Origin of the sequence: Exiguobacterium sp. s181 (assembly GCF_018617125.1) — a bacterium.
GTDB classification, from domain to species: Bacteria; Bacillota; Bacilli; order Exiguobacteriales; family Exiguobacteriaceae; genus Exiguobacterium; species Exiguobacterium profundum.
Genome location: NZ_JACSJM010000002.1, coordinates 81,717 through 104,103 on the forward strand (window position 1 = coordinate 81,717; position 22,387 = coordinate 104,103).

A 22,387-nucleotide genomic window follows, 5' to 3' on the forward strand; every position below is an offset into this window, starting at 1 on the left:
CCGCTTTTTTTACGTGGTTGATTTTGCTTCGAACTGGAAGCCTTTTTGTTGCCACGTCCCGTATTTCCAACGACGGAACGCGAAGAATCCGCGGAACCACTCATCGAGGGAGAAGGCGAGCCAAATCCCAAGGATACCGAGCCCCATTTGAAGACCGAACAAGTAGCTGAACGCCACGGCGACACCCCACATCGAGGCGATCCCGATCATGACCGGGAAGCGGACGTCCCCGACAGACTTCAACGACCCCATCAAGACGATGTTCATGGCGCGACCCGGCTCTAAAATGAGCGTCGCCCATAAGATGGGCACACCGACCGCGATGATGTCAGGGTTTGACGTGAAGAGACCGAGTAGCGATTCGCTGAACACCGCTAAACCGAGAGAGGCGACGAACGAAGCGAACATGGCAATCTTCAAGGTCTTGACGGCACGATGATAGGCTTCTTTAAAACGTTTCCCTCCAATATCCCGTGCGATCAAAAGCTGGGTCCCTTGCGCGACGGCGACGGTGAACAAGAAGGCAAGCATCGACAAGTTCATCACGTACACCCGAGCAGCGAGGGAAGCCTCGCCCATCGTCGCGATAAATCCAGTGATGATAATTTGGGATGCCTGATACGACAAGTTCTCCCCGGCAGAAGGAACACCGATTTGAAGGAGTGACTGGATGTCGTCTTTCTTCGGACGAATCACTTCTTTTAACGGGAAGCGAATCATGAGCTTCCGTTTGACGAGCCAGAACAAGAGAATCATAGCGGCGAATCGTGCGATCACGATGGCCCAAGCGACACCGGCAACGCCTGTGACCGGAAGGCCAAACCAGCCGGTAACGGCAAAAATGGCACCGACGGCGGTGATGATATCAATCAGAAGCGTCGCGAGCATGGCGTGTTTCGTCATCCCGTGACTCCGGAGGATCGAACTGAGCGCCATGATGAGTGCTTCGGTGAATAACGACAAGCCGACGATTTGCAGGAACAACAACCCGTGTGCAAACAGTTCGTCCGATAGACCGAACAGGCGTAAGAACGTTTCGCCGAACAAGAAGATGACGCCGACCATGATCGCACCGAGCCACATGTTCAAACTGACGGCGGAGCGGGCGAAGTCACGACTCTTCTTCATGCGCCCAGCCCCGATGGCCTGACCGATCAAAATGGTCGCCCCGACAGACGTCACACTAAAGACGATCAAGAACACGTTTAAGATTTGGTTGGCAACCCCGACGGCCGAGGCGGCGGCGTCTGAGTAGTGAGCGAGCATCAATGTGGCGATGATCCCGGTTCCCATATGGAGGGCAAGTTCGATGAAAATCGGCCACGACAGTTTGAACAGGGTGAGCTGTTCCGTTTGTTTCGTCTGCATGTAGTGTATTCTCCCTTTTCTCTATAATTCTTTCTGTTAACTATTTGTTTTATAAAAATGTCAAAGGTCATCTTACTCCTTATGAAATGAAAAAGAAAGGGGTTTGCTGAATTATTTTCAACAAAAAAATCACCCGAAGAAATCAGGTGATTTTCGAATTTATTTCAATTTCAGAATAGCAGCACTAAATGGCGCCAGTTCGATTTCGAGTGAGTCGAGGTCGCGGTCATGCAAGAGGTCCGTGGCTGCTCCTGTATAACCGAGAGGATTCAGTTTCGAAGCAGAGTCTGAGTTGTTGAAGTAAACCAAGTATGTCTCATCTTTCGTACACCGCTCGATGATGACCGCATTGTTCGCATCGTCGACCAGGTTGAAGCGATACGAGCCGGCATTTGCGAGCACAGGGTGGTCCTTACGAAGCTGGATGAGCTTTTGGATGTAGCGGAAGAGGTTACGGTCTTCTTCGGCTTCATCCCATGGCATGCAGCGACGGCAACCCGGGTCTTGTTCGCCTTCAAGTCCGATTTCGTCCCCGTAGTAAATACATGGGCTACCTGTATAAGTCAGCATCGACGTCATCAAGAGTTTGAACTTGCCTTTATGTCCTTTCGCCCGTGTCAACGCACGAGGTGTATCGTGCGAATCGATCAAGTTGAAGGTGACTTCGTTGACGTTCATCGTGTTCATCATCTCGACACGCGTCAGCTCGTTACGGAACTCCGAAGCGGTCGTCCGGTCGAGGGCGAAGTAGTTCAAGCTCGCATTCGTGAACGGGTAGTTCATGACGGCATCGAACTGGTCACCTTGTAACCAAGGCTGTGCGTCGTGCCAAATCTCCCCGAGGATGTAGGCTTCCGGGTTCGCATTTTTGACCGCCGTGCGGAAGTCACGCCAAAACGCATGGTCGACTTCGTTAGCGACGTCAAGACGCCACCCGTCGATACCGAATTCTTCGACCCAGTAACGGGCAACATCTAATAAGTAGGCTTTTAACTCTGGATGCTCTGTATTGATCTTCGGCATGTTCTTTTCGAATGCGAAGGTGTCGTAGTTCGGCTTCGGCTCTGTCGCAATCGGGAACTCGCGAAGATAGAACCAATCGCGATACTCAGAAGATGGCCCGTTCTCGACGACGTCTTGGAACCATGGGTGATGATATCCGACATGGTTGAAGACCGCGTCGAGCATGACTTTGATGCCGTTCTCGTGCAAGAGGTCGACCATCTCTTTAAATTTCTCTTTCGTCCCGAACTGCGGATCGATTTCCATATAGTCGAGCGTATCGTACTTATGGTTCGTCGTCGCTTTAAAGATCGGGCAGAAGTAGATGCCGGTGATCCCAAGTTCGACTAAATGATCGATATGGTCGATCACTCCTTGGAAGTCGCCACCGAAGAAGTTTGTCGTCGTCGGCTCTGTCGAGTTCCATGGGAGCGTCTCTTCAGGATTGAGTGAAGCATCGCCATTGGCGAAACGGTCCGGGAAGATTTGATACCAGACCGTATCCTTCACCCAGGACGGTGCATGGAAGATATCGATCGGGTTGATGAATGGGACACAGAAGTAGTAGCCCGTATCATCGAGCGGCTTCTCCTCGAACCATCCTTTTTCAGTGTAGACGGCCGTCTCTTGTCCATCATTCAAACGGAAACCGTAACGTAGACGTCGGAACGGCGGTTTGATAGCGATGAACCAATAGTCATAGGCGTCGTCAAACCCGATCTTCTCCATTGGAGTCTCGTATGTACGCCAGTAGCTCGGCTTGTCCGGATCGAAGTTCCACATGGCTGGGTCTTCAGCGTGCCAATCATATGGGTCGTTCCAAATCAAATCGACCGACTCGATATCGCCTCGCTTCGTATGGAAACGAATATGGATCGTCTCACGATCATATTTGTAGACGAACGGGGACATGGCACGATGATAAATCGCTTCTTTCATCATAAGGAAAACATTCCTTTCTTTATAGGGGATGACATCATTTTACAACATCGGGAATCCATGAGAACAGATGTTGCGAAAACGTTTGCTCAAGCAAAGGTTAATAAAGCGTTTACATTTTGTCAATTGCTGAAACGCATAAAAAGTGAAGATTTAAGAACAAACATTTGAAAATTACATAAATGGGTCAACAGACGTAAAAAAAGTGTAAAAAAAGACTTGTAAAACGCTTTCACAACTGTATAATAAAAATTGAGGTGAGGATGCAAACGTTTTCACTACCATGTCAATTTCGTAGCGGAGTTTTAAAATTGACGTGGTCGTGCGATTGCGCAAATCTGACCATACTATTTCCTTGGGGAGGTTTTTCATCATGAAGATGAAAAAAATGGTAGCAGGACTTTCAACAGCAGTATTCGCATTCGGTGCACTTGCTGCATGTGGTGGCGGAACGGACAACGGATCTTCTAACGAAGGTGGTTCTTCAAGCGAGAACAAACCTGAAAAGATCGTAGTCTGGGAAGACATCGAAAAGTCTGAAACAACGAAAGAAGTTGCGAAGGCGTTCGAAGAAGAGCATGGCGTAAAAGTTGAAGTTGTCGAAGTACAGATGACAGACCAAAAAGACAAGCTTGCGCTTGACGGTCCAGCTGGAAAAGGTCCAGACATCGTGCTCGTACCACACGACCAGATCGGTACAATCGCAGACCAAGGTCACTTGGCTCCAATCGCTGACGAAGGATCGCTTGACGCGTTCACAGACGCTGCGAAATCAGCTGTCATGTACGATGGTCAAGCTTACGGATATCCAAAATCAGTTGAGACACCAATTCTCATGTACAACAAAGACTTGATGGCTGAAGCTCCAGCATCTATGGACGACCTTTACAAGTTATCAAACGATGTGAAAGCTGACGGGCAGTACGGATTCCTCGCACTTTGGGATAACTTCTACTTCGCACATGGTGTTGTCGCTGGATTCGGCGGATACGTGTTCAAAGAAGACGGTGGCGCACTCGACCCAGCGGATATCGGTTTGAACAACGAAGGTGCAGTTGAAGGATTCGAATACATCGGTAAATGGTACGAAGAAGGCCTCTTCCCTAAAGGGTTGATCGGTGAGTCTGGTGGCCAAGCGATGGACCAACTCTTCACTGAGAAGAAAGCTCATTCAGTCATGAACGGACCATGGGCTGTGGCTGGTTACACAGATGCAGGCGTGAACCTCGGAGCGGCTCCAATGCCAACACTTCCGAACGGTGAGCCAATCAAGACGTTCATGGGTGTGAAAACATATGCCCTTTCAGCTTACACAGAAAACCAAGAGTGGGCTGAAATGTTCCTTCAAGAGTTGACGAATGAAGAAAACGCATTGGCAATGTTTGAAGCATACAACGAGATCCCGCCAGTAGCAGCACTCGAGTCGAACGAGACAATCACGTCGAACGAAGTTGCGAAAGCGGTATTCGACCAAGCAACAAACGCAATCCCAATGCCGAACATTCCTGAAATGGGACAAGTTTGGGAGCCAATGGCACAAGCACTTCAGCTTGTAGCAACTGGTAAACAAGATGCACAAAAATCTGCAGACGATGCAGTGAAAGTCATCGAACAACAAATCCAAGCGAACAACCAATAAGGAATTGAGATGAAGGGGTACGTCACATGGCGTTCCCCATCATTTTCTAGCATTGAGCAAACGTTTGCTTGATTGATTTGCTCAAATCGAAAGGAGAAACTGAGGATGGCTGCAATTGCGAACCCTAAATCACCGGACCAACGCCCGGACAAGCCTACAAACCATGCTCGGAACGCGGGACTACTTTCCATCATTCCGGGACTCGGACAGTTATACAACAAACAATACGCGAAGGCGGTAGCGTTCTTTATCGTCGTCGTATCTTATTTTGCCGTAAACTATGATCTATTTTTCAAAGGGGCGGGCGCCGGACCAGGTGACCGTGGAGGACTTTGGGGATTGATCACGCTTGGTGAAGTGCCAGGACCTCGTAACGACCACTCCATCTTCTTGATGGTCGAGGGGATTGTCGCGTTAATTTTACTTTTCTTCGGAATCGCGTTCTATGTTTGGAACATTCGTGACGCCTATCGTGTCGGTCGCGCTCGTGATCAGCATCTAAACCTTCCATCGTTCCAAATGCAACTTCGCAACTTGCGTGACCATGGATTCCCATACTTAATGTTAATCCCATCACTCATTTTGTTAGTGTTTACCGTTATTCTTCCATTGATTTTTACGTTCTTGATCGCCTTTACGAACTATCGCTACAACAACGCACCACCAGCGAAACTCGTCGAATGGGTCGGATTCGAGAACTTTACACGTATTTTTGAAATCGATATTTTCCGTGACACGTTCGTCGGCGTACTCGGCTGGACGCTTGTTTGGACGGTCGCTTCAACGACAGGTGTCATCGCAATCGGGATCTTCCTTGCGGTACTCTTGAACCAAGAAGGACTTCGCTTCCGTCGTTTGTTCCGTTCGATCTTGATTCTTTCATGGGCGGTCCCAGCATTCATCACGATCTTGATCTTCCGCTCGATGTTCAACGAATCGTTCGGGGTGTTCAATACGACAATCTTGCCGGCACTCGGTCTTGACCCGGTCAACTGGATGACCGATCCGACGGCGACACGTACGGCACTCGTGCTCATTCAATGGTGGCTCGGCTTCCCATTCATCATGACGCTCATGACGGGTGTGCTTCAGTCGATTCCTGGTGACTTGTATGAAGCGGCGACGATTGACGGAGCAACGATCTTCGACAAGTTCCGCTTGATCACATTGCCGATGCTCTTGTTCGCGACAGCACCGATTTTGATCACGCAGTTCACGTTCAACTTCAACAACTTCAACATCATCTATCTCTTTAATGGCGGTGGCCCTGCTGTACCTGGACAAACGGCCGGCGGTACCGACATCTTAATTTCTTGGATTTACAAATTGTCTCTCGGTGCCAACCCGCAATACGGACTTGCGGCTGCGATCACACTCATCTTGTCATTCTTCATCATGACACTTGCCGTGATCCAGTTCCGTCGGACAAAATCTTTCAAAGACGAGGATATGATCTGATATGAAAAAACAAAAACGAATCAATTTGGCGATCTCGTATGTCATCTTGACGCTTGCGTCGATCATCATTCTCTATCCGATGCTTTGGGTTGTCGGTACATCGTTCAACCCGGGGCGTACGATTACGTCAACGATTATTCCGTCGAACCCGACGTTTATTCACTACAAAAACTTGTTTGACCTAACGATTTCGGATTATAGTTTATGGTATGTGAACACGTTGAAAATCGCTTTCATCACGATGGCACTCTCTGTCGTCTTGGTGACGATTACCGGATACGTCTTCTCACGTTACCGCTTCGTCGGACGGAAGAACTCGCTCGTCTTGTTCCTCGTCCTTCAGATGGTGCCACAGTTCGTTGCGATCATCGCGATTTATGTATTGCTCAACATGCTAAACCTTCTTGACACACATACAGCGCTCATCTTGCTCTATGCGGGTGGTGCGATTCCGATGAACACGTACTTGGCGAAAGGGTACTTCGACACGATTCCAAAAGAACTTGACGAAGCAGCCCGCATGGATGGTGCCGGTCACCTCCGAATCTTCTGGCAAATCATCTTGCCGCTCGCGAAGCCGATTGTCGCAACGATTGCTCTCTTTAACTTCATGGGACCATTCAACGACTTTATCTTGGCATCGCTCGTCCTTCGTTCACCAGAGAAACAAACATTGGCAGTTGGCCTTTACAACATGATTTCGAAACAGTTTGATAATAACTTCACGTTATTCGCGGCAGGTGCGGTTCTTTCGGCCCTTCCAATCGTCATCTTGTTCTTCATGTTCCAACGCTACTTCGTTTCTGGCCTCACAGCGGGTGGTACGAAAGGATAATACTCGTAAAAGGAGGAAGCGATATGAGGCGAGGCGTCGTGCTCGTGCTCCTGTCGCTTCTTTTGTTTCCGACCGTCGTCGGAGCAAAGGAAGCCGCTACTTGGGAACAAGAACGCATGTATTTTATTATGGTCGACCGATTTGTTGACGGGAATCCCGACAACAATGAACAGGTGGACAAAGATGATCCGAAAGCGTTTCACGGAGGTGATATCCGTGGGGTCATTGAGAAGCTCGATTATATCGAATCACTCGGCTTCACATCGATTTGGTTGACACCCGTTTTTGAAAATATGCCGGACGGCTATCACGGGTATTGGATTAAAGATTTTTATAACATCGACCCACAGTTTGGGACGAAAGAGGATTTACAGGAACTCGTTCAGGAAGCGCACAAGCGAGACATGAAAGTCATTCTCGACTTTGTCGTCAACCACGTCGGTCCGAACCACCCATGGGTTAAAGAAAAGCCGGAATGGTTTCACGAACAGTTACCGATTGTATTCTGGAAAGACCAGGAGCAGGTCGAGACGCACTGGTTGTTCGACTTACCTGACTTCAAAACAGAGGATCCGGAAGTCAAATCGTATTTGATTGACGCGGCGAAGTACTGGATCGAAGAGACGGACATCGACGGCTATCGCCTCGATACGGTTCGTCACGTCGATAAAGCGTTCTGGAAAGACTTTGTCGAAGGTGTGCGGTCGGTCGACCCAGACTTCTATTTACTCGCCGAAGTGTTCGACCCAGACCCGCAATACGTCGCGCAATATGACGATCTCGGGTTCAACAGCATCACAAACTTTACGTTTTATGACCGGGTGTCGAAAACGATGACGCAACAGCAAGCGAACGTCGATGAGATTGACGTTGCCGCAAGCTATGCCGAAACGTTCTTCAACGACCCGAACCAGATGGCGACGTTCCTCGATAATCACGATGTCGAACGCTTCATGCATATGGCGGAACTCGGCGGTGTGGAATCAGCGGAACGACGATTACGCCTCGGGTTGTTCGCGCTTTATGCGTCACCTGGTATGCCGATCGTCTTCCAAGGAACAGAAAATGCGCAGACCGGTGGAACCGACCCGGCGAACCGTGTCATGACGGAATTCCCGGGAAATGAAGAGTTGCACGAATACGTCGCGACGATGAACCGCATGCGGGAAGAATATCCGGTCTTTGCGACAGGAGAGCAGCGCATGATCGCCTCAGAAGACGGGATGGCCGTCTTCGAACGGAAAGACGGAGATGACGTCGCGCTCTATGCGATCAACATGAATCGTGACGATCGGGAGATTGAGATCGATGTCAGTGAAATCGGGGAAGATACGAGACTTCGTGGTCTCTTATTCTCACAACTGGTCACAGATCAGCGCGGAACGTTTACAATTGAACTGTCTGGTGAAAGTGCGAACGCTTACATCGTTGAGGAATCTTCGGTCAATCCGTGGATGATGGGCTTGCTCGTCGTTACGATTCCGATTTTCTTGACTGGTTTGGTCATGTGGAAGCGCCGCAAATAAAGACATGAAACGCCGCAAGGCACGAATCGAACTCACGGAAGCAGGGGGGAACACCATGCAAATCACAATCAAAGATGTGGCGAAGCACGCGAACGTCGCGCCGTCGACAGTCTCTCGCGTCATCGCCAACAGCCCAAGAATCAGTCAAAAGACAAAAGAACGGGTCAGAAGTTCCATGGAAGAGCTCGGGTATCATCCGAACATTCATGCGAGAAGTCTCGCTAACCGCTCGACGCAGTCGATTGGTCTCGTTATGCCGAGCGCGGCAACAAAGACGCTTCAAAACCCGTTCTTCCCGGAAGTGCTACGAGGAATTAGCACGAAGGCGCACCAGAATGGATACTCGCTTTATATGACGACCGGCGTGACAGAAGAAGAAGTTTTGTCCGGTGTGATCGAGATGGTACAAGGACGCCGTGTCGACGGTGTCATCGTTCTTTATTCACGTGAAGACGACCAAGTCGTCCAATACTTACGTCAAACGAAGTTTCCGTTCGTCGTGGTCGGGAAGCCGTTCGGGGACGCTTCTTCCATCACTTACGTCGATACGGACAACTATTTGGCTGGTCGTGAAGTGACGAAACATCTTTATAACTTAGGTCATCGTCGCATCGCCTTCATCGGGGGATCGGATAAACTCGCCGTCACACAAGATCGTCGAAACGGGTACGCGACGGCCCTCATGGAAGCAGGCATCCCGGTATGCGAAGATTACATCGCCCGGGCTGAATTCATGACGAAGGGCGGCGCGAAGGCCGTGCGTGAACTGTTACAAAATGAGGAACCACCGACAGCCGTCGTTGTCAGTGACGATATGATGGCACTCGGCGTCATCAGCACATTAAGCGAGATGGGGCTCAAAATCCCAGAGGACGTCGCGGTCGTCAGTTTCAATAACGTGTATATCGCGGAACATTCGAACCCGCCACTCACGTCGGTCGAAATTAACATCTTCGGTCTCGGTTTCGAGGCGACGAACTGTTTGATCGAACAAATCAGTGATAATGCACCCCCTTATGGGAAGCGTGTCATTGTGCCACATTATCTGGTCGTCCGCCAATCATGTGGGCAGAAGAAGAGTAAGGCGACCGAAACATTAGAATCGAATTCTTGATTGACCAGACGATTTCGCCAGAGCGGAGTCGTCTTTTGCATATCCTTTTGATTGAAGCCTCATGAAGTAGGGAACATCTTTTTCGAAGAAATCGAAATCGAAATCGAAAGGATGGATAGAGATGAGTGAAAGACGATTTGTCGGAACATTCGATACGAAAGAAAGTCTACTGTCTAAAATCAATGAGCTGAAAGAAGGCGGCTATGATGAAGGGGAACTATTTGTCGTGACGGAGCGGGATGAAGTCGTTCACGTTCTTAAACGAGAGACGAACCTAAACGTAGAAGAAGGTGACACATCCTGGTTAGACAACCTCAACGAAGGGGGAAGCGAGGATCGGGATACGAAACAGGCGCTGACCGATTTAGGGATCGCGGACGACGAAATCGAACGGGCGCATGCTTCAATCAAGCAAGGGGGATACGCGCTCGTCATCGACGAACCCGATACCGGATTCAATGATGGGCGAAGTGCGGTATTCGAGGGACACGAAGCGAATGCGGCATTTGGTGAGAATCCGGAAAATGGACAGAAAAATTGATTGAAACCGTCTCAATTTGAGGCGGTTTTTTTAATTGTAAATTGTGATGAAAAAAAGAAATAAAAAGTTTTATGCAAACGATTGCATTCTCGTTTCAGTTGTGTAAAATGAAAGGTGAGATTAAATACAGCGCTTTCATAGACAAACGGTTGCATGAACTAGTTGTCCGTCGAAGGTAGCCTTGTAGAGAAAAAGGAGTGGCAGACAGATGAAACGATTGTTTGCAGTCGATGAATGGAAAGTAACAGAGGAAGGTCTTCACCCGAAAGAGAACCGCCTTGCAGAATCCATCACATCGCTCGGGAACGGGCATATGGGGATGCGAGGGAACTTTGAGGAAGATTACTCGAATGATACGCACCAAGGATTCTACGTGGCGGGCGTCTACTATCCGGATAAAACACGTGTCGGTTGGTGGAAGAACGGATACCCTGAATACTTTGCCAAAGTGTTGAATGCGACAAACGTCATCGGTCTCCGCGTGGTCATCAATGGGACACCGGTCGACTTGGCGAAATGGGAAGTGAAAGATTTCACCCGTGAGCTCGATATGCAACGTGGTGTTCTCACACGGACGTTCACCTTGATGAACGGGACAGAAGAGACGAAAGTGGAAGTCGTCCGCTTCTTCTCAATCGTAGATAAAGAAATCTTGGCCATTCGTTACAACGTCACACCAGTCAACTACGAAGCAAAAATTGAGTTCACGCCATATTTAGATGGTGATGTCGTCAACGAAGACTCGAACTACGATGAGAAGTTCTGGCTTCCGGTCGACCGTGGTGTGGAAGAGCGTTTCGCTTTCGTTACGACGAAGACGAAGAAACTCGACTGGCATGTCACGGCATCGATGATCGCGGACGTCGAAGGCGCTCGTTGTGAAGTGCTTGAAGCGACAGATTTGTTCGTTGCCAATAAATTCACGGTCAACGCAGCTGCTGGTGAGACAGCGACAGCCTACAAATATGTGTCGGTCGTCACGAACCGCGACCACGAGATTGAAGCATTGCAGTCAGCTGGGATGACACGTGTCGAAGCGGCGTTCGAAAAAGGATTTGAGACACTTCTCGCTGAACAGACGGAAGCATGGCTCGCACGCTGGGAAGATGCGGATGTTCGTATCGATGGAGACATCGAAGCTCAACAAGGAATCCGTTTCAACATCTTCAACATGTATCAAACATATACAGGTGAAGACTCACGTCTTAACATCGGTCCAAAAGGATTCACAGGTGAGAAGTACGGCGGTGCGACGTATTGGGATACTGAAGCCTACTGCCTGCACTTCTATTTGGCGACAGCCAAACCAGAAGTCTCATGGAACTTGCTCAAGTACCGTCACAACCAATTGCCACAGGCGAAAGAGAATGCTGTGAAGAATGTCGGTATGGAAGGTGCGCTTTATCCGATGGTCACAATGAACGGGGAAGAGTGTCACAACGAGTGGGAAATCACGCATGAAGAGATTCACCGTAACGGTGCGATTGCCCATGCGATCTTCAACTACACGAACTTCACAGGCGACAAGTCGTACCTTGGACAATACGGATTGGAAGTATTGGTCGAGATCTCGCGTTACTGGGCTAGCCGCGTCAACTTTGTCCCGCACAAAGACGTGTATATGATCCTAGGCGTCACAGGTCCGAACGAATATGACAACAACGTCAACAACAACTGGTATACGAACTTGATCGCCGCATGGACGCTCGAATATACGCAAGAAGTGTACAACTACTTGAAAGAGGCAGAACCTGCACGTCTCGAAGAGCTCGTATCGACACTCGGCATCACGGATGCTGAACTTGCGAAGTGGGCAGACATCCAAACGAAGATGTACTATCCAAAAGATGATCTCGTTCCAGATGTGTTCATGCAACAGGACGGATTCATGGATAAAGAGCAGATTTTGGTGAAAGACCTCGATCCGAAACATCTTCCACTCAACCAAAACTGGTCATGGGATCGCATCCTTCGCTCGAACTTTATCAAACAAGCTGACGTCCTCCAAGGACTCTATACGTTCGGTGACCGCTTCACGGTCGAACAGAAACGTGCAAACTTTGACTTCTACGAGCCACGCACGGTTCACGAATCGAGCTTGTCACCATGTGTCTACTCGATCATTGCGGCAGAAGTCGGTTATGAAGACAAAGCGGTCGAATTGTACCAACGTTCGGCGCGCCTTGACCTCGACAACTATAACAATGACACGGAAGACGGATTGCACATCACGTCGATGGTCGGTTCGTGGATGTCCATCGTTCATGGATTCGCCGGAATGCGCATTCAAGAGGATAACCTCTCGTTCAGCCCGATGATTCCGAAAGATTGGAACGGTTACTCGTTCAACATGCTCTGGCGCGGCCATCACTTGACGGTCACATCATCACGTGAACAAGTGACAATCAAGCAAACAAGTGGTACAGATGTGACCATCCATGTATATGGAAATGCAGTGACAGTTCCTGCAAACGAGTCGATTACAATTGAAACAGTGAAAGCGTGACCAATCGTTTCATACGAACAAGCCGACCTCGGTCGGCTTGTTTTTGTGTGAAAAACTTATCGGATTTCCTGCATATTTGCTGTATGCAGCATGAATAATCTATGTTATCTTGATTCTTAGCTATTTTGAGAAAGGGGAGTTGAAGCTTGACGGAAGCCGTTAAAGAACATACACGAATCGGGGTTGTCTCGATCATCGGAGGATTGTTCGTTGCCTTATCCATGACATTATTTTTAATTCCAGCTGGCGTCTATTCGACAGGATTTACGGGTCTTGCCCAAATCTTGACGAAATTGTTAGAGGGTACACCGCTTGAACTAGGGGAAGGACTCTGGTTCTTTATTCTGAACGCACCACTGCTCGTCGTCAGTTATTTTATGCTCGGGCGGAACATGATGATCCATACGCTGGTCAGTGTCGCCTCGGTCACGTTGTTCATTCGTTTGCTTCCGCAATCGCAGCTTCTCTCGGACGATCCACTTTTGAACGCTGTATTTGGCGGTGTGCTCTTGGCAATCGGCTCGGGAATCACGATTCGGTATGGAGCCTCGACGGGTGGCTTTGATATTGTCGCATTGATTTTGGCGAAATTCACGAACAACTCGGTTGGGGTCTATCTCTTCTTGATGAACATGATGATCGCCCTCGCAGCAGGTGCCTTGTTCGGATGGCCGACAGCGCTTTATACGATCGTCTTCTTGTATGTGACGTCAAAAGTCATCGATGAGATTTACACGAATACACAGCGTCAAACGCTCTTCATCGTGACGAATCACCCGGACGAGGTGACAAAGGAACTACATCAACACGTGTTCCGCGGGATCACGCTCATGCCGGCAATCGGGACGTACTCGAAAGTCGAGAAGGCGACGCTCATGATGGTTGCGCAACGACACGAAGTGCGTGAGATTACGCGAATCTGTAAAGATGCAGACCCATCGGTTTGGATCAATATCTTGCCGACAGAGGACGTCGAAGGGACGTTCCGTCGCTAAACATGAATGAATCACAAAAAGCACCGACTTTTCTAAGTCGGTGCTTTCGTTATGCCTTAATGCCAAGTCGCTCTTCTAAGAAGAGGGCAATCCCGTCATCCATATTTGAAGCCGTCACTTCGTTGGCTACATTCTTCAATTGGTCGATGGCGTTCCCCATCGCGACACCGGTACCGACATAGTCGAGCATCTCGAGGTCGTTCTCTTCGTCACCGAAGGCGATAATGTGCTTCCGGTCAATGTTCAAGTGCTTCGAGACCTCTTGAAGCCCAAGTGCCTTCGATGTGTTTTTGCTCATGACTTCAATCATATGTTCGGGCATACGCCACTGACGGTTCAATACCGCCTCCGCATGAATGTCATCGAGTTGGGAGCGGACGTGCGCGACGTGATCTTTTGTCGCATGAATCAATAAGGACGTCGGCTCGTCCTGCAAATGCGTCAACAAGTTACCTGATGTGACGCTGAGCGCACGTTCTGCATATGGACTATAGAACTCTTGCGGGTCCTTTTGGAAGTACACGTGGTCCGTCACTTCGACAACGATATTGTGTGCCTTCGTATCCGCTACTTCTTCAATGATGTTATGGGCGGTCTTGAGCGGAATCGGTCGGTGTGTCACCGCATAATTCGCATCTTTCGGGTGATGTACGAGCGCACCGTTGAAGTTGACGAGTGGTGTCGTCAATCCCATTTGCTCATAGTACATGATTGAATGGCGCTTTGGACGTCCTGTGGCGATCATGACTTCATGACCAGCTTCACGCGCTGCTTGAAGAGCGCGGAGGTTTCGTTCGCTGATGGTTTTATCATCTCTTAATAACGTTCCATCTAAATCGACTGCGATTAAATAACGTGACATCAGTCATCCTCTTTTCTTCACAATGATGTTTCTACGACCGTATCACATTTTTCGATTCGACGGAAAGAATATACAATCGAAGTCGCATATTCTATTCGAACAATGCTATACTAATGTCGTATGAATTTTTACGAATCATCTGTGAGATGGAGGGGACGTTCAATGCGTTATTTAGTGACATTGATCTGGGCGATTGTGCTCTCGAATACAGCGGTATTTATCATTTCTGCCGTTGATGGCGTAGAGTTCAACGCGATGCTCGCGACAGGATTTGGCGTGGCCATCACAATCTTCGTTGCACTTCTCGATGTCTTGAATCAAGACATGGGAATCAGCGACGTTGCACAAGAGAAGTAAGCCGTCTACAATCAAACTGACTCGTGCATGAGTCAGTCTTTTTTCTTTATCCAACATAGAGGAGGATCATGCATATGAAAAACCCTGAAAAACGCGCGAACTTTATCACGTTCGCCATCATCGGTGCGATTATCGTTATCGGAATCGGTTTGTTGTTCTTTTTAAATGGAGCGAATACCGACGACGGTGTCAACGCCGTCACGGCAGATGAATTACAACAACAATTAGATCAAGACGGTGAAGTCGTCGCTTACTTCTGGCAAACGGGCTGTGAATACTGTGAGCAAGTGAAGCCGTACGTCGAGCCCCTTATCGAAGAATATGATGCGGTCTCCATCAATTTGGCCGACCATAACGTATGGACGACGTATGGAATCGAAGGTACGCCGACCATCATCCGCTTTGAGGATGGAAAAGAAGTCGGTCGCATTGAAGGAGCGGTCTCTGAACAACAATATGAGACGTTCTTTAAAAATGAGGAGGCCAAAGAGGAATGAAGTGTCGTTTCTACCAAACGTTATTTGAGCTGAACGCCTCGCCTTGGATCGCCACACGCCTCAAGCGTTTCGCAGAATCAGATGTGAGTCGTCACTTGATTCCATCGTTTGCAAAAGTATATGACATTGCGGTAGAAGAGGCAGAGCAACCGCTTGCTGCCTATCCATCATTGCATGCGTTCTTTACCCGTCACTTGAAGCCAGGAGCGCGTACGATTGATGAGTCGTCCGACACCCTCGTGTCACCGTGTGACGGCAAGTTATCGGTCATCGAATCGATTTCAGAAGACAGTCGTTTCGAAGTGAAGGGTCAGTCGTATACGCTTGCGGAACTACTTGGTTCTCAACAAGAGGCAAGACGTTATGCAGAGGGGACGGTCGTCGTCCTCTACCTCAGTCCGCGTGATTATCACCGCGTCCACACGCCGCTCTCTGGTCGTGTGCTCAGTCACTATGAGCTCGGGGACCGTTCGGCACCGGTAAATGAAATCGGATTGACGGAGACGGTTCGACCGCTCTCACGCAACTACCGTCGCGTGACGCGCTTTGACAGCCCAGCCGGAACGTACGAACATATCATGGTCGGTGCCTTGAACGTCAACACGATTGAGTGGACGCTCGAAGGAAACCAGGCGGGCAAAGGAGAAGAGGTGGGATACTTCTCGTTCGGTTCGACCGTCGTTCTTTGTTTTGAGAAGGATACGATTCAAATGGACCGTGAAAAGATCGGTCCGGTTCGACTCGGTGAAGTCATCGGGACAATCAAATCCAACTAATTTTGTGTCAATTTTCTTCCGACCGAACGATAGACTAGTCGTTTGGTCGGTTTTCGTTTACCATAGAAGGGATATCAATACTTGTATAAGTAGTTGAATCGTTTAGCTAATTGGAGGAATTTTACGTGTTTAATCGACTTTATCCGAAACAGTTCGTCGCGTCTGTGTTTGACATCGACCTACAAGAATTGAAAGACCGTGGGGTGCGCGTCATTTTGACGGACCTTGATAATACACTCGTGGCGTGGGACGTCCCACATGCGCCAGAGCTTTTATTGATGTGGCTTGAAAAAGTGAAATCATACGGTTTCGATGTGATTGTCGTATCAAATAATAACGAGAATCGTGTACGAACATTTACGGAGCCGCTCGGCCTTCATTATGTCGCTCGTGCTAGAAAACCATTACCATCTGGATTTAAAGCGGCACTCTCGAAATATGGGTACTCGCCGAAGGAAGCCATCTTCTTAGGGGACCAGCTGTTCACAGACGTTCTCGGGGCAAACATGGCGGGCATTCATGTCATTCATGTGCAACCGGTCGTCAAAACGGACGGACTCGTCACGAAATTTAACCGGATGCTCGAAAAAGTGGTCTTCGCCCATATGAAGCGTCGTGGGAAGTATGTATTGATCACGAAAAAAGTGGAAGAACTTGCCGTTGACGCACAACGGGCAAAAGTCGCGGTCGCTGAAAAAATCGGTGAGGCCATGCATCCACGTTCCGAAGATTCACATAAAAAAGATGAATAAGACCTCGAACGCACAGGAAGAAGGAGGCTGCCCATGTACGGCGAGCAAGGCGTCGGAATTAACGCTTCAGGAGTAGCAGCGAGGTGCTACGGTGAATGAAGAAGGGGAAACCTGAACGGCAGTAAGTATAACTATGGAAGAAACAAAACGATATTGCGCTGGGTGCGGCGTAGCCATCCAAACGGAAGACCCGAACGGGGTCGGCTATGCACCAAAATCGGCACTTGACCGTGAGATTGTCATTTGCCAACGTTGCTTCAAATTGAAGCACTATAACCAAGTTCAAGATGTGGAGTTATCAGATGATGACTTCTTGCGCATCTTGAACGGTATCAGTTCAAAAGAAGCACTCGTTATCAAAATCGTCGACATTTTCGACTTCAATGGCAGTTGGCTTCCGGGTCTTCAACGCTCAGTCGGGTCGAACCCGGTACTGTTAGTCGGAAACAAGGTCGACTTGTTACCGAAGTCGGTCAACCCGAACCGGATGGCGAACTGGATGAAGGCAGAGGCAAAAGAACTCGGCTTGAACCCAATCGACGTTCATTTGATCAGTGCGAAAAAAGGACATGGCATCGATGAACTCGCTGAAAAGATTGAGTACTACCGCAAAGGCAAAGACGTCTTTGTCGTCGGTTGTACGAATGTCGGGAAGTCGACACTCATCAACCAGGTGATCAAACGTTTCGGTGAAGAGGATGAAGCCATCATCACCGTCAGTCATTTCCCGGGAACGACGCTTGACTTGATCGACATTCCGCTCGACGATGATGCGAACTTGTACGACACACCAGGAATCATCAACCGTCATCAAATGGCACACTATGTCGATGCGAAAGATTTGAAGACGATCACACCGAAGAAAGAAATCAAGCCGCACGTGTTCCAGTTGAATCCGCAACAGACGCTCTATTTCGGCGGATTGGCACGTTTAGATTATCTTGAAGGAAATAAGCGATCGTTCGTCATTTATATGTCGAATGAATTGAAAGCACACCGTACGAAACTCGAACGTGCCGATGAGCTCTATGACCAACATATTGGGAAGATGCTCAACCCGCCGAATGAGAAGACACTCGAAATCTTACCGCCACTCGTCCGTCATGAGTTCAGCTTACGAGACGGCGTGAAAACGGATATCGTGTTCAGTGGTCTCGGTTGGGTCGCGATTCACGGAAAAGGTGGTCGTATCGCAGCATGGGCTCCAAAAGGCGTCGCAGTCACACTTCGCGAGGCGCTCGTATGAATCTGGCCGTCATCGGTCACCCGATTGCTCATTCGCTCTCTCCCCAACTGCACGAGCAGTGGTTGAGGGCGTCTGGGCTTTTCGGGCGTTATGAGGCCATCGATGCCACACCAGATCAACTCCCAGCCTTATTTGCGGCAATGCGAGAAGGGGACTGGGATGGATTCAATGTCACGATTCCCTATAAAGAGGTGGTCGTTCGGTATCTCGATGACCTTGACGAAGCGGCGAAACATGCTGGAGCCGTCAATACGGTGTATAAACGAGACGGGCGACTTATCGGGACGAATACGGACGGGGCAGGTCTTGTCCAAGCGCTGATGCCATACACAGACTTTACAGGGCGTGTCCTGATTGTCGGTGCCGGAGGAGCGGCTCGTGGGATTGTCCAAGCTCTCCCGACGCGTAACGTGACGATTGTCAATCGAACAGTGGAACGGGCAAAAGCGCTCGCCGACACGTTCGGAGTCGTCTACACGACGTTCGATGAGATGGACGTCTCTCGATATGATGTCATCATTCAGACCACTTCTGTCGGGATGGACGAGAGATCGACACCACTTTCATTAGAAGGATTACGACAAAACACGGTCGTTTGTGATATCATATATCGTCCACTTGTCACCCCGATGCTTCAAGAAGCGAAACGTCGCGGAGCCAAAGTTGTGACAGGTATAGCCATGTTCGTCGGGCAGGGCGCGCTCTCGTTCGAGAAATGGACGGGCGTGAAACCGGACGAAACCGTTGGGAAAAAGTTAATCGAAGGATTATTGGAGGAATAATATACTATGTTATCAGGTAAACAAAAACGCTTTTTACGCGCAGAAGCGCACCATCTTTCACCGATCTATCAAGTTGGGAAAAATGGAGTCAGCGAAGCGATGTGTAAAGATATCGCGGACGCACTCGAAAAACGTGAATTGATTAAGGTCCAAGTACTTCAAAATTGCATGGACACGCCGAAAGATGTCGCTGGCGAGTTAGCTGAAGGCACACAGGCTGAAGTCGTTCAAGTGATTGGAAAAGTCATCGTCTTGTACAAAGAGGCGACCGAGAAAGAAAATCGCCAAATCAAACTCCCATGAGCCGGATCGGCTTGATGGGCGGAACGTTCGACCCGCCGCATCTCGGACATCTGTTAATCGCGGAACAAGCGCGTGAACAGCTTGAACTTGATGAGGTGTGGTTCCTGCCGGCTGCGATTCCACCTCATAAGGTCGGGTTCAGCTCGGCAGACCACCGAATCGAGATGACGCGACGCGCCATACAAAATCAGTCCGACTTCAAGTTGAACTTGATTGAGTTTGAACGGAGTGAGCCGTCATATACGGTCGAGACGATGAAACGGCTGATCGAACAGTATCCGAATGATGAATTCTACTTTTTGATTGGTGCCGATTCACTCGTTTCGCTCGAATCCTGGTATGACTATGAGACGCTCATCCGTCTTGTCACGTTCGGTGCGGTCGCACGGCCGGGGACACGTTATTTGATTCCGGAGAAGGCAGACGTCCGCGCGATTGACATGCCGCAACTCGAAATCTCATCGACGGACATCCGGGAACGGGCGAAACGAGGCAAATCCATCAAATATCTTGTCCCGACGCCAGTCGAGGAGTATGTGAAGGAGCATAAGTTGTATGACGTTTGAAGAAGCGCACGAGTTGATTAAACAGACGCTGCCAGAAAAACGCTATATCCATACGCTCGGTGTCGTCGAGACGGCGGAACGCATGGCGGTTCAATTCGGTGAAGAGGTCGAACATGCTCGTATTGCTGCGATGCTTCATGATTATGCGAAGTACTTTGACGTCGAAGAAATGCGTCGAGTCGTCGTGGAAGAAGGGTTAGACCCGAATCTACTTGAGTACGGGGACGAACTACTTCATGCGCCGGTCGGTGCGATTTTACTTTCCCGTCAATACGACCTGGATGACGCGGTGCTCTCGGCGATTCGAAATCATACGACGGGAGAGCCCGGGATGTCTCGGCTCGACCAAATTCTGTTCGTGGCTGATGCCATCGAACCGAATCGGGATTATCCCGGCGTCGACCGGTTGCGGGCAGAAGTGGAGCGTTCGCTCGAAGCGGCGGTTGTCGCGACACTGAAACAAACGATTGAATTTTTATTGAAGAAGTCGGTGCGTATTTTTCCACTGACGATTGAAACGTATAACGATTTTGTGAATATACCTTAGGAGGGTCAATATGACTGCAAGAGAAGAATTAGAATTGATTGTTAAAGCGGCTGACGATAAACGTGCCGAGGAAATCGTTGTACTCGACATGGAAGGGATTTCGCCAATCGCGGATTACTTCGTTATCTGTCACGGGAACTCGGAGAAGCAAGTCGAAGCGATCGCACGTGAAATCAAAGACGTTGCTGGCGAAAACGGCTTACCACTCCACAAGTTCGAAGGAATGGACACGGCACGTTGGGTCCTCGCTGACCTCGAGAACGTCGTCGTCCACATCTTCCATCGTGATGACCGTGATTACTACAACCTAGAGAAATTGTGGGCTGACGCGCCACACGTCGAAGTGGAAGTCGGCTAATGGCTTACGAAGGATTCGCCTATGTATACGACGAGTTGATGAAAGACGCGCCGTATGATGAGTGGGTCGCTTTCGTGCGTCGTCACGTCCAAGATGGCGCGACACTCGCGGATGTCGGGTGCGGGACCGGGTCGGCGACGATTCGCCTCGCTGAACATTACGATGTCATGGGGATCGACTTATCCGAGTCAATGCTCGAAGTCGCACAAGAAAAGGCGCTAGAGGTCGAAATCGAGTTGCCGCTTTGGGAACAAGATATGCGTGAGTTGGAGTTACCGGAACCGGTCGATGCGGTGACGATTCTCTGCGACTCCCTTTGCTATTTGCGAGACGAGGCGGACGTGATTGACACGTTTGAATCTGTCTACAATCAACTCAAACCAGGCGGCTTGTTCATCTTTGATGTCCATGCTCCGAACAAGATGCAGACGCTCTTCAACCAAAAGACGTATGCGTCAAACGGAGAAGATTGCTCATATATTTGGTTTGCCGACCCGGGAGAAGCCCCGCTGTCGGTCGTTCATGACTTAACATTCTTCGTCGCGCTTGAAGATGGGACGTATGAACGGATCGAGGAGACGCATGAACAACGGACATATGAACCAGGGCAGTATATGCAATGGTTGATTGGTGCCGGATTCCACGTCAAATCGGTCACATCAGATTTCACCGAACGTGCACCAGGAGCGGATGCGGAGCGCATCTTCTTCGTAGCCCAAAAATAAGGAAGACCTCATCGTAGATTAGCGATGGGGTCTTCATCTATATCAGGAGTTTAATGCCCGATTTATAAATTCAGCTTTAGCTTCAGTATATTTTTCTCTGTCCTCACGAAATTCAGTTGCTAATTGCTTTTTTAGAAGCCCGTACTCCTTCGCGAGTAAAGGAGATTCCCGTAACTTGTCTCGAAATTCAATCTGTTCTTCCCACCGTTTTTCTGTGCCTTTCATGAGATGCAAATGAGCAACTCGTTTATCATTTTTCACTTTCACAAAAAATCTGCGCCAGGGCTTTCCATCCAATTCTGGTGGTACATAGTGCCAACCGTATGCGGTTAAAGTATCAACAATCGCATTCATCATGTCAAACGATTCGATACGAATCATCACATCTATAATTGGTTTTGCAGGTAGACCGGGAACCGCTGTACTACCTATATGTTCTGCTCCTTTAATATCAAACTTTGAAAGTAAGTCGGACAACTCTCTTGTTTCACGTAGACCTTGAGCTTTCCATTGCACATTGGCATCTTCTATTTCGATTGCTTCATATGCCCAAATAGGAATATTTAATTGTTCAGGATTCTCTTCTTTCATTAGTTTAGTTCATCTCCTTGAAAGTATTCTCTGTGGGGAAGCTAATCTTGAAAAGAATAAAAGACCTCATCATAAGAGAATGTGAATAAGATCTTTTGGATG

23 protein-coding genes are annotated in these 22,387 nt (G+C 49.0%); 19 read left to right on the forward strand and 4 right to left on the reverse strand.

The genetic code is table 11. The features are described from left to right. Positions 1–9: 9 nt before the first annotated feature. Positions 10–1,368 (reverse strand): MATE family efflux transporter, encoded by a 1,359-nt coding sequence (locus KNO70_RS06700; RefSeq protein WP_214811615.1) that lies wholly within the window; start codon positions 1,366–1,368, stop codon positions 10–12. A 159-nt stretch (positions 1,369–1,527) separates the two neighbouring features. Further along, positions 1,528–3,312: a glycoside hydrolase family 13 protein gene (locus KNO70_RS06705; protein WP_078146450.1), complete on the reverse strand. Its 1,785-nt coding sequence runs from the start codon at positions 3,310–3,312 to the stop codon at positions 1,528–1,530. A 370-nt stretch (positions 3,313–3,682) separates the two neighbouring features. On the opposite strand from KNO70_RS06705, the gene KNO70_RS06710 reads away from it, so the two are divergent. From KNO70_RS06710 to KNO70_RS06745, 8 genes are all read left to right on the forward strand, one after another. After that, the gene (locus KNO70_RS06710) at positions 3,683–4,948 is read left to right on the forward strand and encodes an extracellular solute-binding protein (RefSeq protein WP_078146451.1); all 1,266 of its coding nucleotides are present in this window, start codon (positions 3,683–3,685) and stop codon (positions 4,946–4,948) included. A 105-nt stretch (positions 4,949–5,053) separates the two neighbouring features. Next, on the forward strand, positions 5,054–6,406 hold the full coding sequence (locus tag KNO70_RS06715) for a sugar ABC transporter permease (protein WP_015880983.1): 1,353 nt from the start codon (positions 5,054–5,056) through the stop codon (positions 6,404–6,406). A 1-nt stretch (position 6,407) separates the two neighbouring features. Continuing rightward, positions 6,408–7,241 (forward strand): sugar ABC transporter permease, encoded by an 834-nt coding sequence (locus KNO70_RS06720; protein WP_015880984.1) that lies wholly within the window; start codon positions 6,408–6,410, stop codon positions 7,239–7,241. 23 nt (positions 7,242–7,264) lie between these two features. Continuing rightward, positions 7,265–8,767 carry an alpha-amylase family glycosyl hydrolase gene (locus tag KNO70_RS06725; RefSeq protein ID WP_214689326.1) on the forward strand — a complete coding sequence of 501 codons (1,503 nt, stop codon included), beginning with the start codon at positions 7,265–7,267 and terminating at the stop codon, positions 8,765–8,767. 55 nt (positions 8,768–8,822) lie between these two features. Continuing rightward, a complete protein-coding gene (locus tag KNO70_RS06730) occupies positions 8,823–9,881 on the forward strand; it encodes a LacI family DNA-binding transcriptional regulator (RefSeq protein WP_015880986.1) in 1,059 nt (352 codons plus the stop codon). Between the two features lie 121 nt (positions 9,882–10,002). Further along, the gene (locus KNO70_RS06735) at positions 10,003–10,422 is read left to right on the forward strand and encodes a YflT domain-containing protein (protein WP_214811618.1); all 420 of its coding nucleotides are present in this window, start codon (positions 10,003–10,005) and stop codon (positions 10,420–10,422) included. A gap of 208 nt (positions 10,423–10,630) precedes the next feature. After that, positions 10,631–12,928 (forward strand): glycoside hydrolase family 65 protein, encoded by a 2,298-nt coding sequence (locus tag KNO70_RS06740; protein WP_214811621.1) that lies wholly within the window; start codon positions 10,631–10,633, stop codon positions 12,926–12,928. 146 nt (positions 12,929–13,074) lie between these two features. Further along, positions 13,075–13,923: a YitT family protein gene (locus tag KNO70_RS06745; protein WP_031421243.1), complete on the forward strand. Its 849-nt coding sequence runs from the start codon at positions 13,075–13,077 to the stop codon at positions 13,921–13,923. 49 nt (positions 13,924–13,972) lie between these two features. Here KNO70_RS06745 and KNO70_RS06750 read toward each other — a convergent pair whose 3' ends face one another. Further along, entirely contained in the window at positions 13,973–14,785 is an 813-nt protein-coding gene (locus KNO70_RS06750) for a Cof-type HAD-IIB family hydrolase (protein ID WP_078146457.1), read from the reverse strand. A 162-nt stretch (positions 14,786–14,947) separates the two neighbouring features. On the opposite strand from KNO70_RS06750, the gene KNO70_RS06755 reads away from it, so the two are divergent. The 11 genes from KNO70_RS06755 (at position 14,948) to KNO70_RS06805 (ending at position 21,694) form a co-directional block, all read left to right on the forward strand. Then, complete coding sequence (locus KNO70_RS06755) at positions 14,948–15,142, forward strand: YjzD family protein (RefSeq protein ID WP_074032676.1); 195 nt, start codon at positions 14,948–14,950, stop codon at positions 15,140–15,142. Between the two features lie 74 nt (positions 15,143–15,216). Beyond that, positions 15,217–15,639, forward strand: coding sequence for a thioredoxin family protein (locus KNO70_RS06760; RefSeq protein WP_015880992.1), 423 nt, complete (start codon positions 15,217–15,219; stop codon positions 15,637–15,639). Continuing rightward, positions 15,636–16,415 carry a phosphatidylserine decarboxylase gene (locus KNO70_RS06765; protein ID WP_214811623.1) on the forward strand — a complete coding sequence of 260 codons (780 nt, stop codon included), beginning with the start codon at positions 15,636–15,638 and terminating at the stop codon, positions 16,413–16,415. Before KNO70_RS06760 ends, KNO70_RS06765 begins: the two co-directional genes overlap by 4 nt. A gap of 125 nt (positions 16,416–16,540) precedes the next feature. Then, on the forward strand, positions 16,541–17,167 hold the full coding sequence (locus KNO70_RS06770) for a YqeG family HAD IIIA-type phosphatase (protein WP_015880994.1): 627 nt from the start codon (positions 16,541–16,543) through the stop codon (positions 17,165–17,167). 133 nt (positions 17,168–17,300) lie between these two features. Further along, on the forward strand, positions 17,301–18,413 hold the full coding sequence (gene yqeH / locus KNO70_RS06775; protein WP_015880995.1) for a ribosome biogenesis GTPase YqeH: 1,113 nt from the start codon (positions 17,301–17,303) through the stop codon (positions 18,411–18,413). Further along, on the forward strand, positions 18,410–19,195 hold the full coding sequence (gene aroE / locus KNO70_RS06780; RefSeq protein ID WP_214689318.1) for a shikimate dehydrogenase: 786 nt from the start codon (positions 18,410–18,412) through the stop codon (positions 19,193–19,195). The genes yqeH and aroE overlap by 4 nt, the downstream gene beginning before the upstream one ends. A gap of 6 nt (positions 19,196–19,201) precedes the next feature. Then, the gene (gene yhbY / locus KNO70_RS06785) at positions 19,202–19,498 is read left to right on the forward strand and encodes a ribosome assembly RNA-binding protein YhbY (protein ID WP_015880997.1); all 297 of its coding nucleotides are present in this window, start codon (positions 19,202–19,204) and stop codon (positions 19,496–19,498) included. After that, complete coding sequence (locus KNO70_RS06790) at positions 19,495–20,064, forward strand: nicotinate-nucleotide adenylyltransferase (RefSeq protein WP_078146460.1); 570 nt, start codon at positions 19,495–19,497, stop codon at positions 20,062–20,064. Before yhbY ends, KNO70_RS06790 begins: the two co-directional genes overlap by 4 nt. Next, on the forward strand, positions 20,054–20,611 hold the full coding sequence (gene yqeK / locus KNO70_RS06795; RefSeq protein ID WP_078146461.1) for a bis(5'-nucleosyl)-tetraphosphatase (symmetrical) YqeK: 558 nt from the start codon (positions 20,054–20,056) through the stop codon (positions 20,609–20,611). Before KNO70_RS06790 ends, yqeK begins: the two co-directional genes overlap by 11 nt. 10 nt (positions 20,612–20,621) lie before the next feature. After that, complete coding sequence (rsfS, locus tag KNO70_RS06800; RefSeq protein WP_015881000.1) at positions 20,622–20,969, forward strand: ribosome silencing factor; 348 nt, start codon at positions 20,622–20,624, stop codon at positions 20,967–20,969. Next, complete coding sequence (locus KNO70_RS06805) at positions 20,969–21,694, forward strand: class I SAM-dependent DNA methyltransferase (RefSeq protein ID WP_078146462.1); 726 nt, start codon at positions 20,969–20,971, stop codon at positions 21,692–21,694. Before rsfS ends, KNO70_RS06805 begins: the two co-directional genes overlap by 1 nt. Positions 21,695–21,736: 42 nt before the next feature. Here KNO70_RS06805 and KNO70_RS06810 read toward each other — a convergent pair whose 3' ends face one another. Next, the gene (locus KNO70_RS06810) at positions 21,737–22,285 is read right to left on the reverse strand and encodes a GrpB family protein (protein ID WP_074032686.1); all 549 of its coding nucleotides are present in this window, start codon (positions 22,283–22,285) and stop codon (positions 21,737–21,739) included. Positions 22,286–22,387: the final 102 nt, after the last annotated feature.

Excerpts from the sequence above, each read along its gene's own strand:
- KNO70_RS06805 (WP_078146462.1), top strand. The coding sequence starts at position 20,969 with ATGGCTTACGAAGGATTCGCCTATGTATACGACGAGTTGATGAAAGAC.
- KNO70_RS06755 (WP_074032676.1), top strand. The coding sequence starts at position 14,948 with ATGCGTTATTTAGTGACATTGATCTGGGCGATTGTGCTCTCGAATACA.
- KNO70_RS06720 (WP_015880984.1), top strand. The coding sequence starts at position 6,408 with ATGAAAAAACAAAAACGAATCAATTTGGCGATCTCGTATGTCATCTTG.
- KNO70_RS06765 (WP_214811623.1), top strand. The coding sequence starts at position 15,636 with ATGAAGTGTCGTTTCTACCAAACGTTATTTGAGCTGAACGCCTCGCCT.
- KNO70_RS06715 (WP_015880983.1), top strand. The coding sequence starts at position 5,054 with ATGGCTGCAATTGCGAACCCTAAATCACCGGACCAACGCCCGGACAAG.
- KNO70_RS06740 (WP_214811621.1), top strand. The coding sequence starts at position 10,631 with ATGAAACGATTGTTTGCAGTCGATGAATGGAAAGTAACAGAGGAAGGT.
- KNO70_RS06700 (WP_214811615.1), bottom strand. The coding sequence starts at position 1,368 with ATGCAGACGAAACAAACGGAACAGCTCACCCTGTTCAAACTGTCGTGG.
- KNO70_RS06730 (WP_015880986.1), top strand. The coding sequence starts at position 8,823 with ATGCAAATCACAATCAAAGATGTGGCGAAGCACGCGAACGTCGCGCCG.
- KNO70_RS06810 (WP_074032686.1), bottom strand. The coding sequence starts at position 22,285 with ATGAAAGAAGAGAATCCTGAACAATTAAATATTCCTATTTGGGCATAT.
- KNO70_RS06750 (WP_078146457.1), bottom strand. The coding sequence starts at position 14,785 with ATGTCACGTTATTTAATCGCAGTCGATTTAGATGGAACGTTATTAAGA.
- yqeK (WP_078146461.1), top strand. The coding sequence starts at position 20,054 with ATGACGTTTGAAGAAGCGCACGAGTTGATTAAACAGACGCTGCCAGAA.
- yqeH (WP_015880995.1), top strand. The coding sequence starts at position 17,301 with ATGGAAGAAACAAAACGATATTGCGCTGGGTGCGGCGTAGCCATCCAA.
- KNO70_RS06790 (WP_078146460.1), top strand. The coding sequence starts at position 19,495 with ATGAGCCGGATCGGCTTGATGGGCGGAACGTTCGACCCGCCGCATCTC.
- KNO70_RS06710 (WP_078146451.1), top strand. The coding sequence starts at position 3,683 with ATGAAGATGAAAAAAATGGTAGCAGGACTTTCAACAGCAGTATTCGCA.
- rsfS (WP_015881000.1), top strand. The coding sequence starts at position 20,622 with ATGACTGCAAGAGAAGAATTAGAATTGATTGTTAAAGCGGCTGACGAT.
- KNO70_RS06705 (WP_078146450.1), bottom strand. The coding sequence starts at position 3,312 with ATGATGAAAGAAGCGATTTATCATCGTGCCATGTCCCCGTTCGTCTAC.
- KNO70_RS06725 (WP_214689326.1), top strand. The coding sequence starts at position 7,265 with ATGAGGCGAGGCGTCGTGCTCGTGCTCCTGTCGCTTCTTTTGTTTCCG.
- aroE (WP_214689318.1), top strand. The coding sequence starts at position 18,410 with ATGAATCTGGCCGTCATCGGTCACCCGATTGCTCATTCGCTCTCTCCC.
- KNO70_RS06735 (WP_214811618.1), top strand. The coding sequence starts at position 10,003 with ATGAGTGAAAGACGATTTGTCGGAACATTCGATACGAAAGAAAGTCTA.
- yhbY (WP_015880997.1), top strand. The coding sequence starts at position 19,202 with ATGTTATCAGGTAAACAAAAACGCTTTTTACGCGCAGAAGCGCACCAT.
- KNO70_RS06760 (WP_015880992.1), top strand. The coding sequence starts at position 15,217 with ATGAAAAACCCTGAAAAACGCGCGAACTTTATCACGTTCGCCATCATC.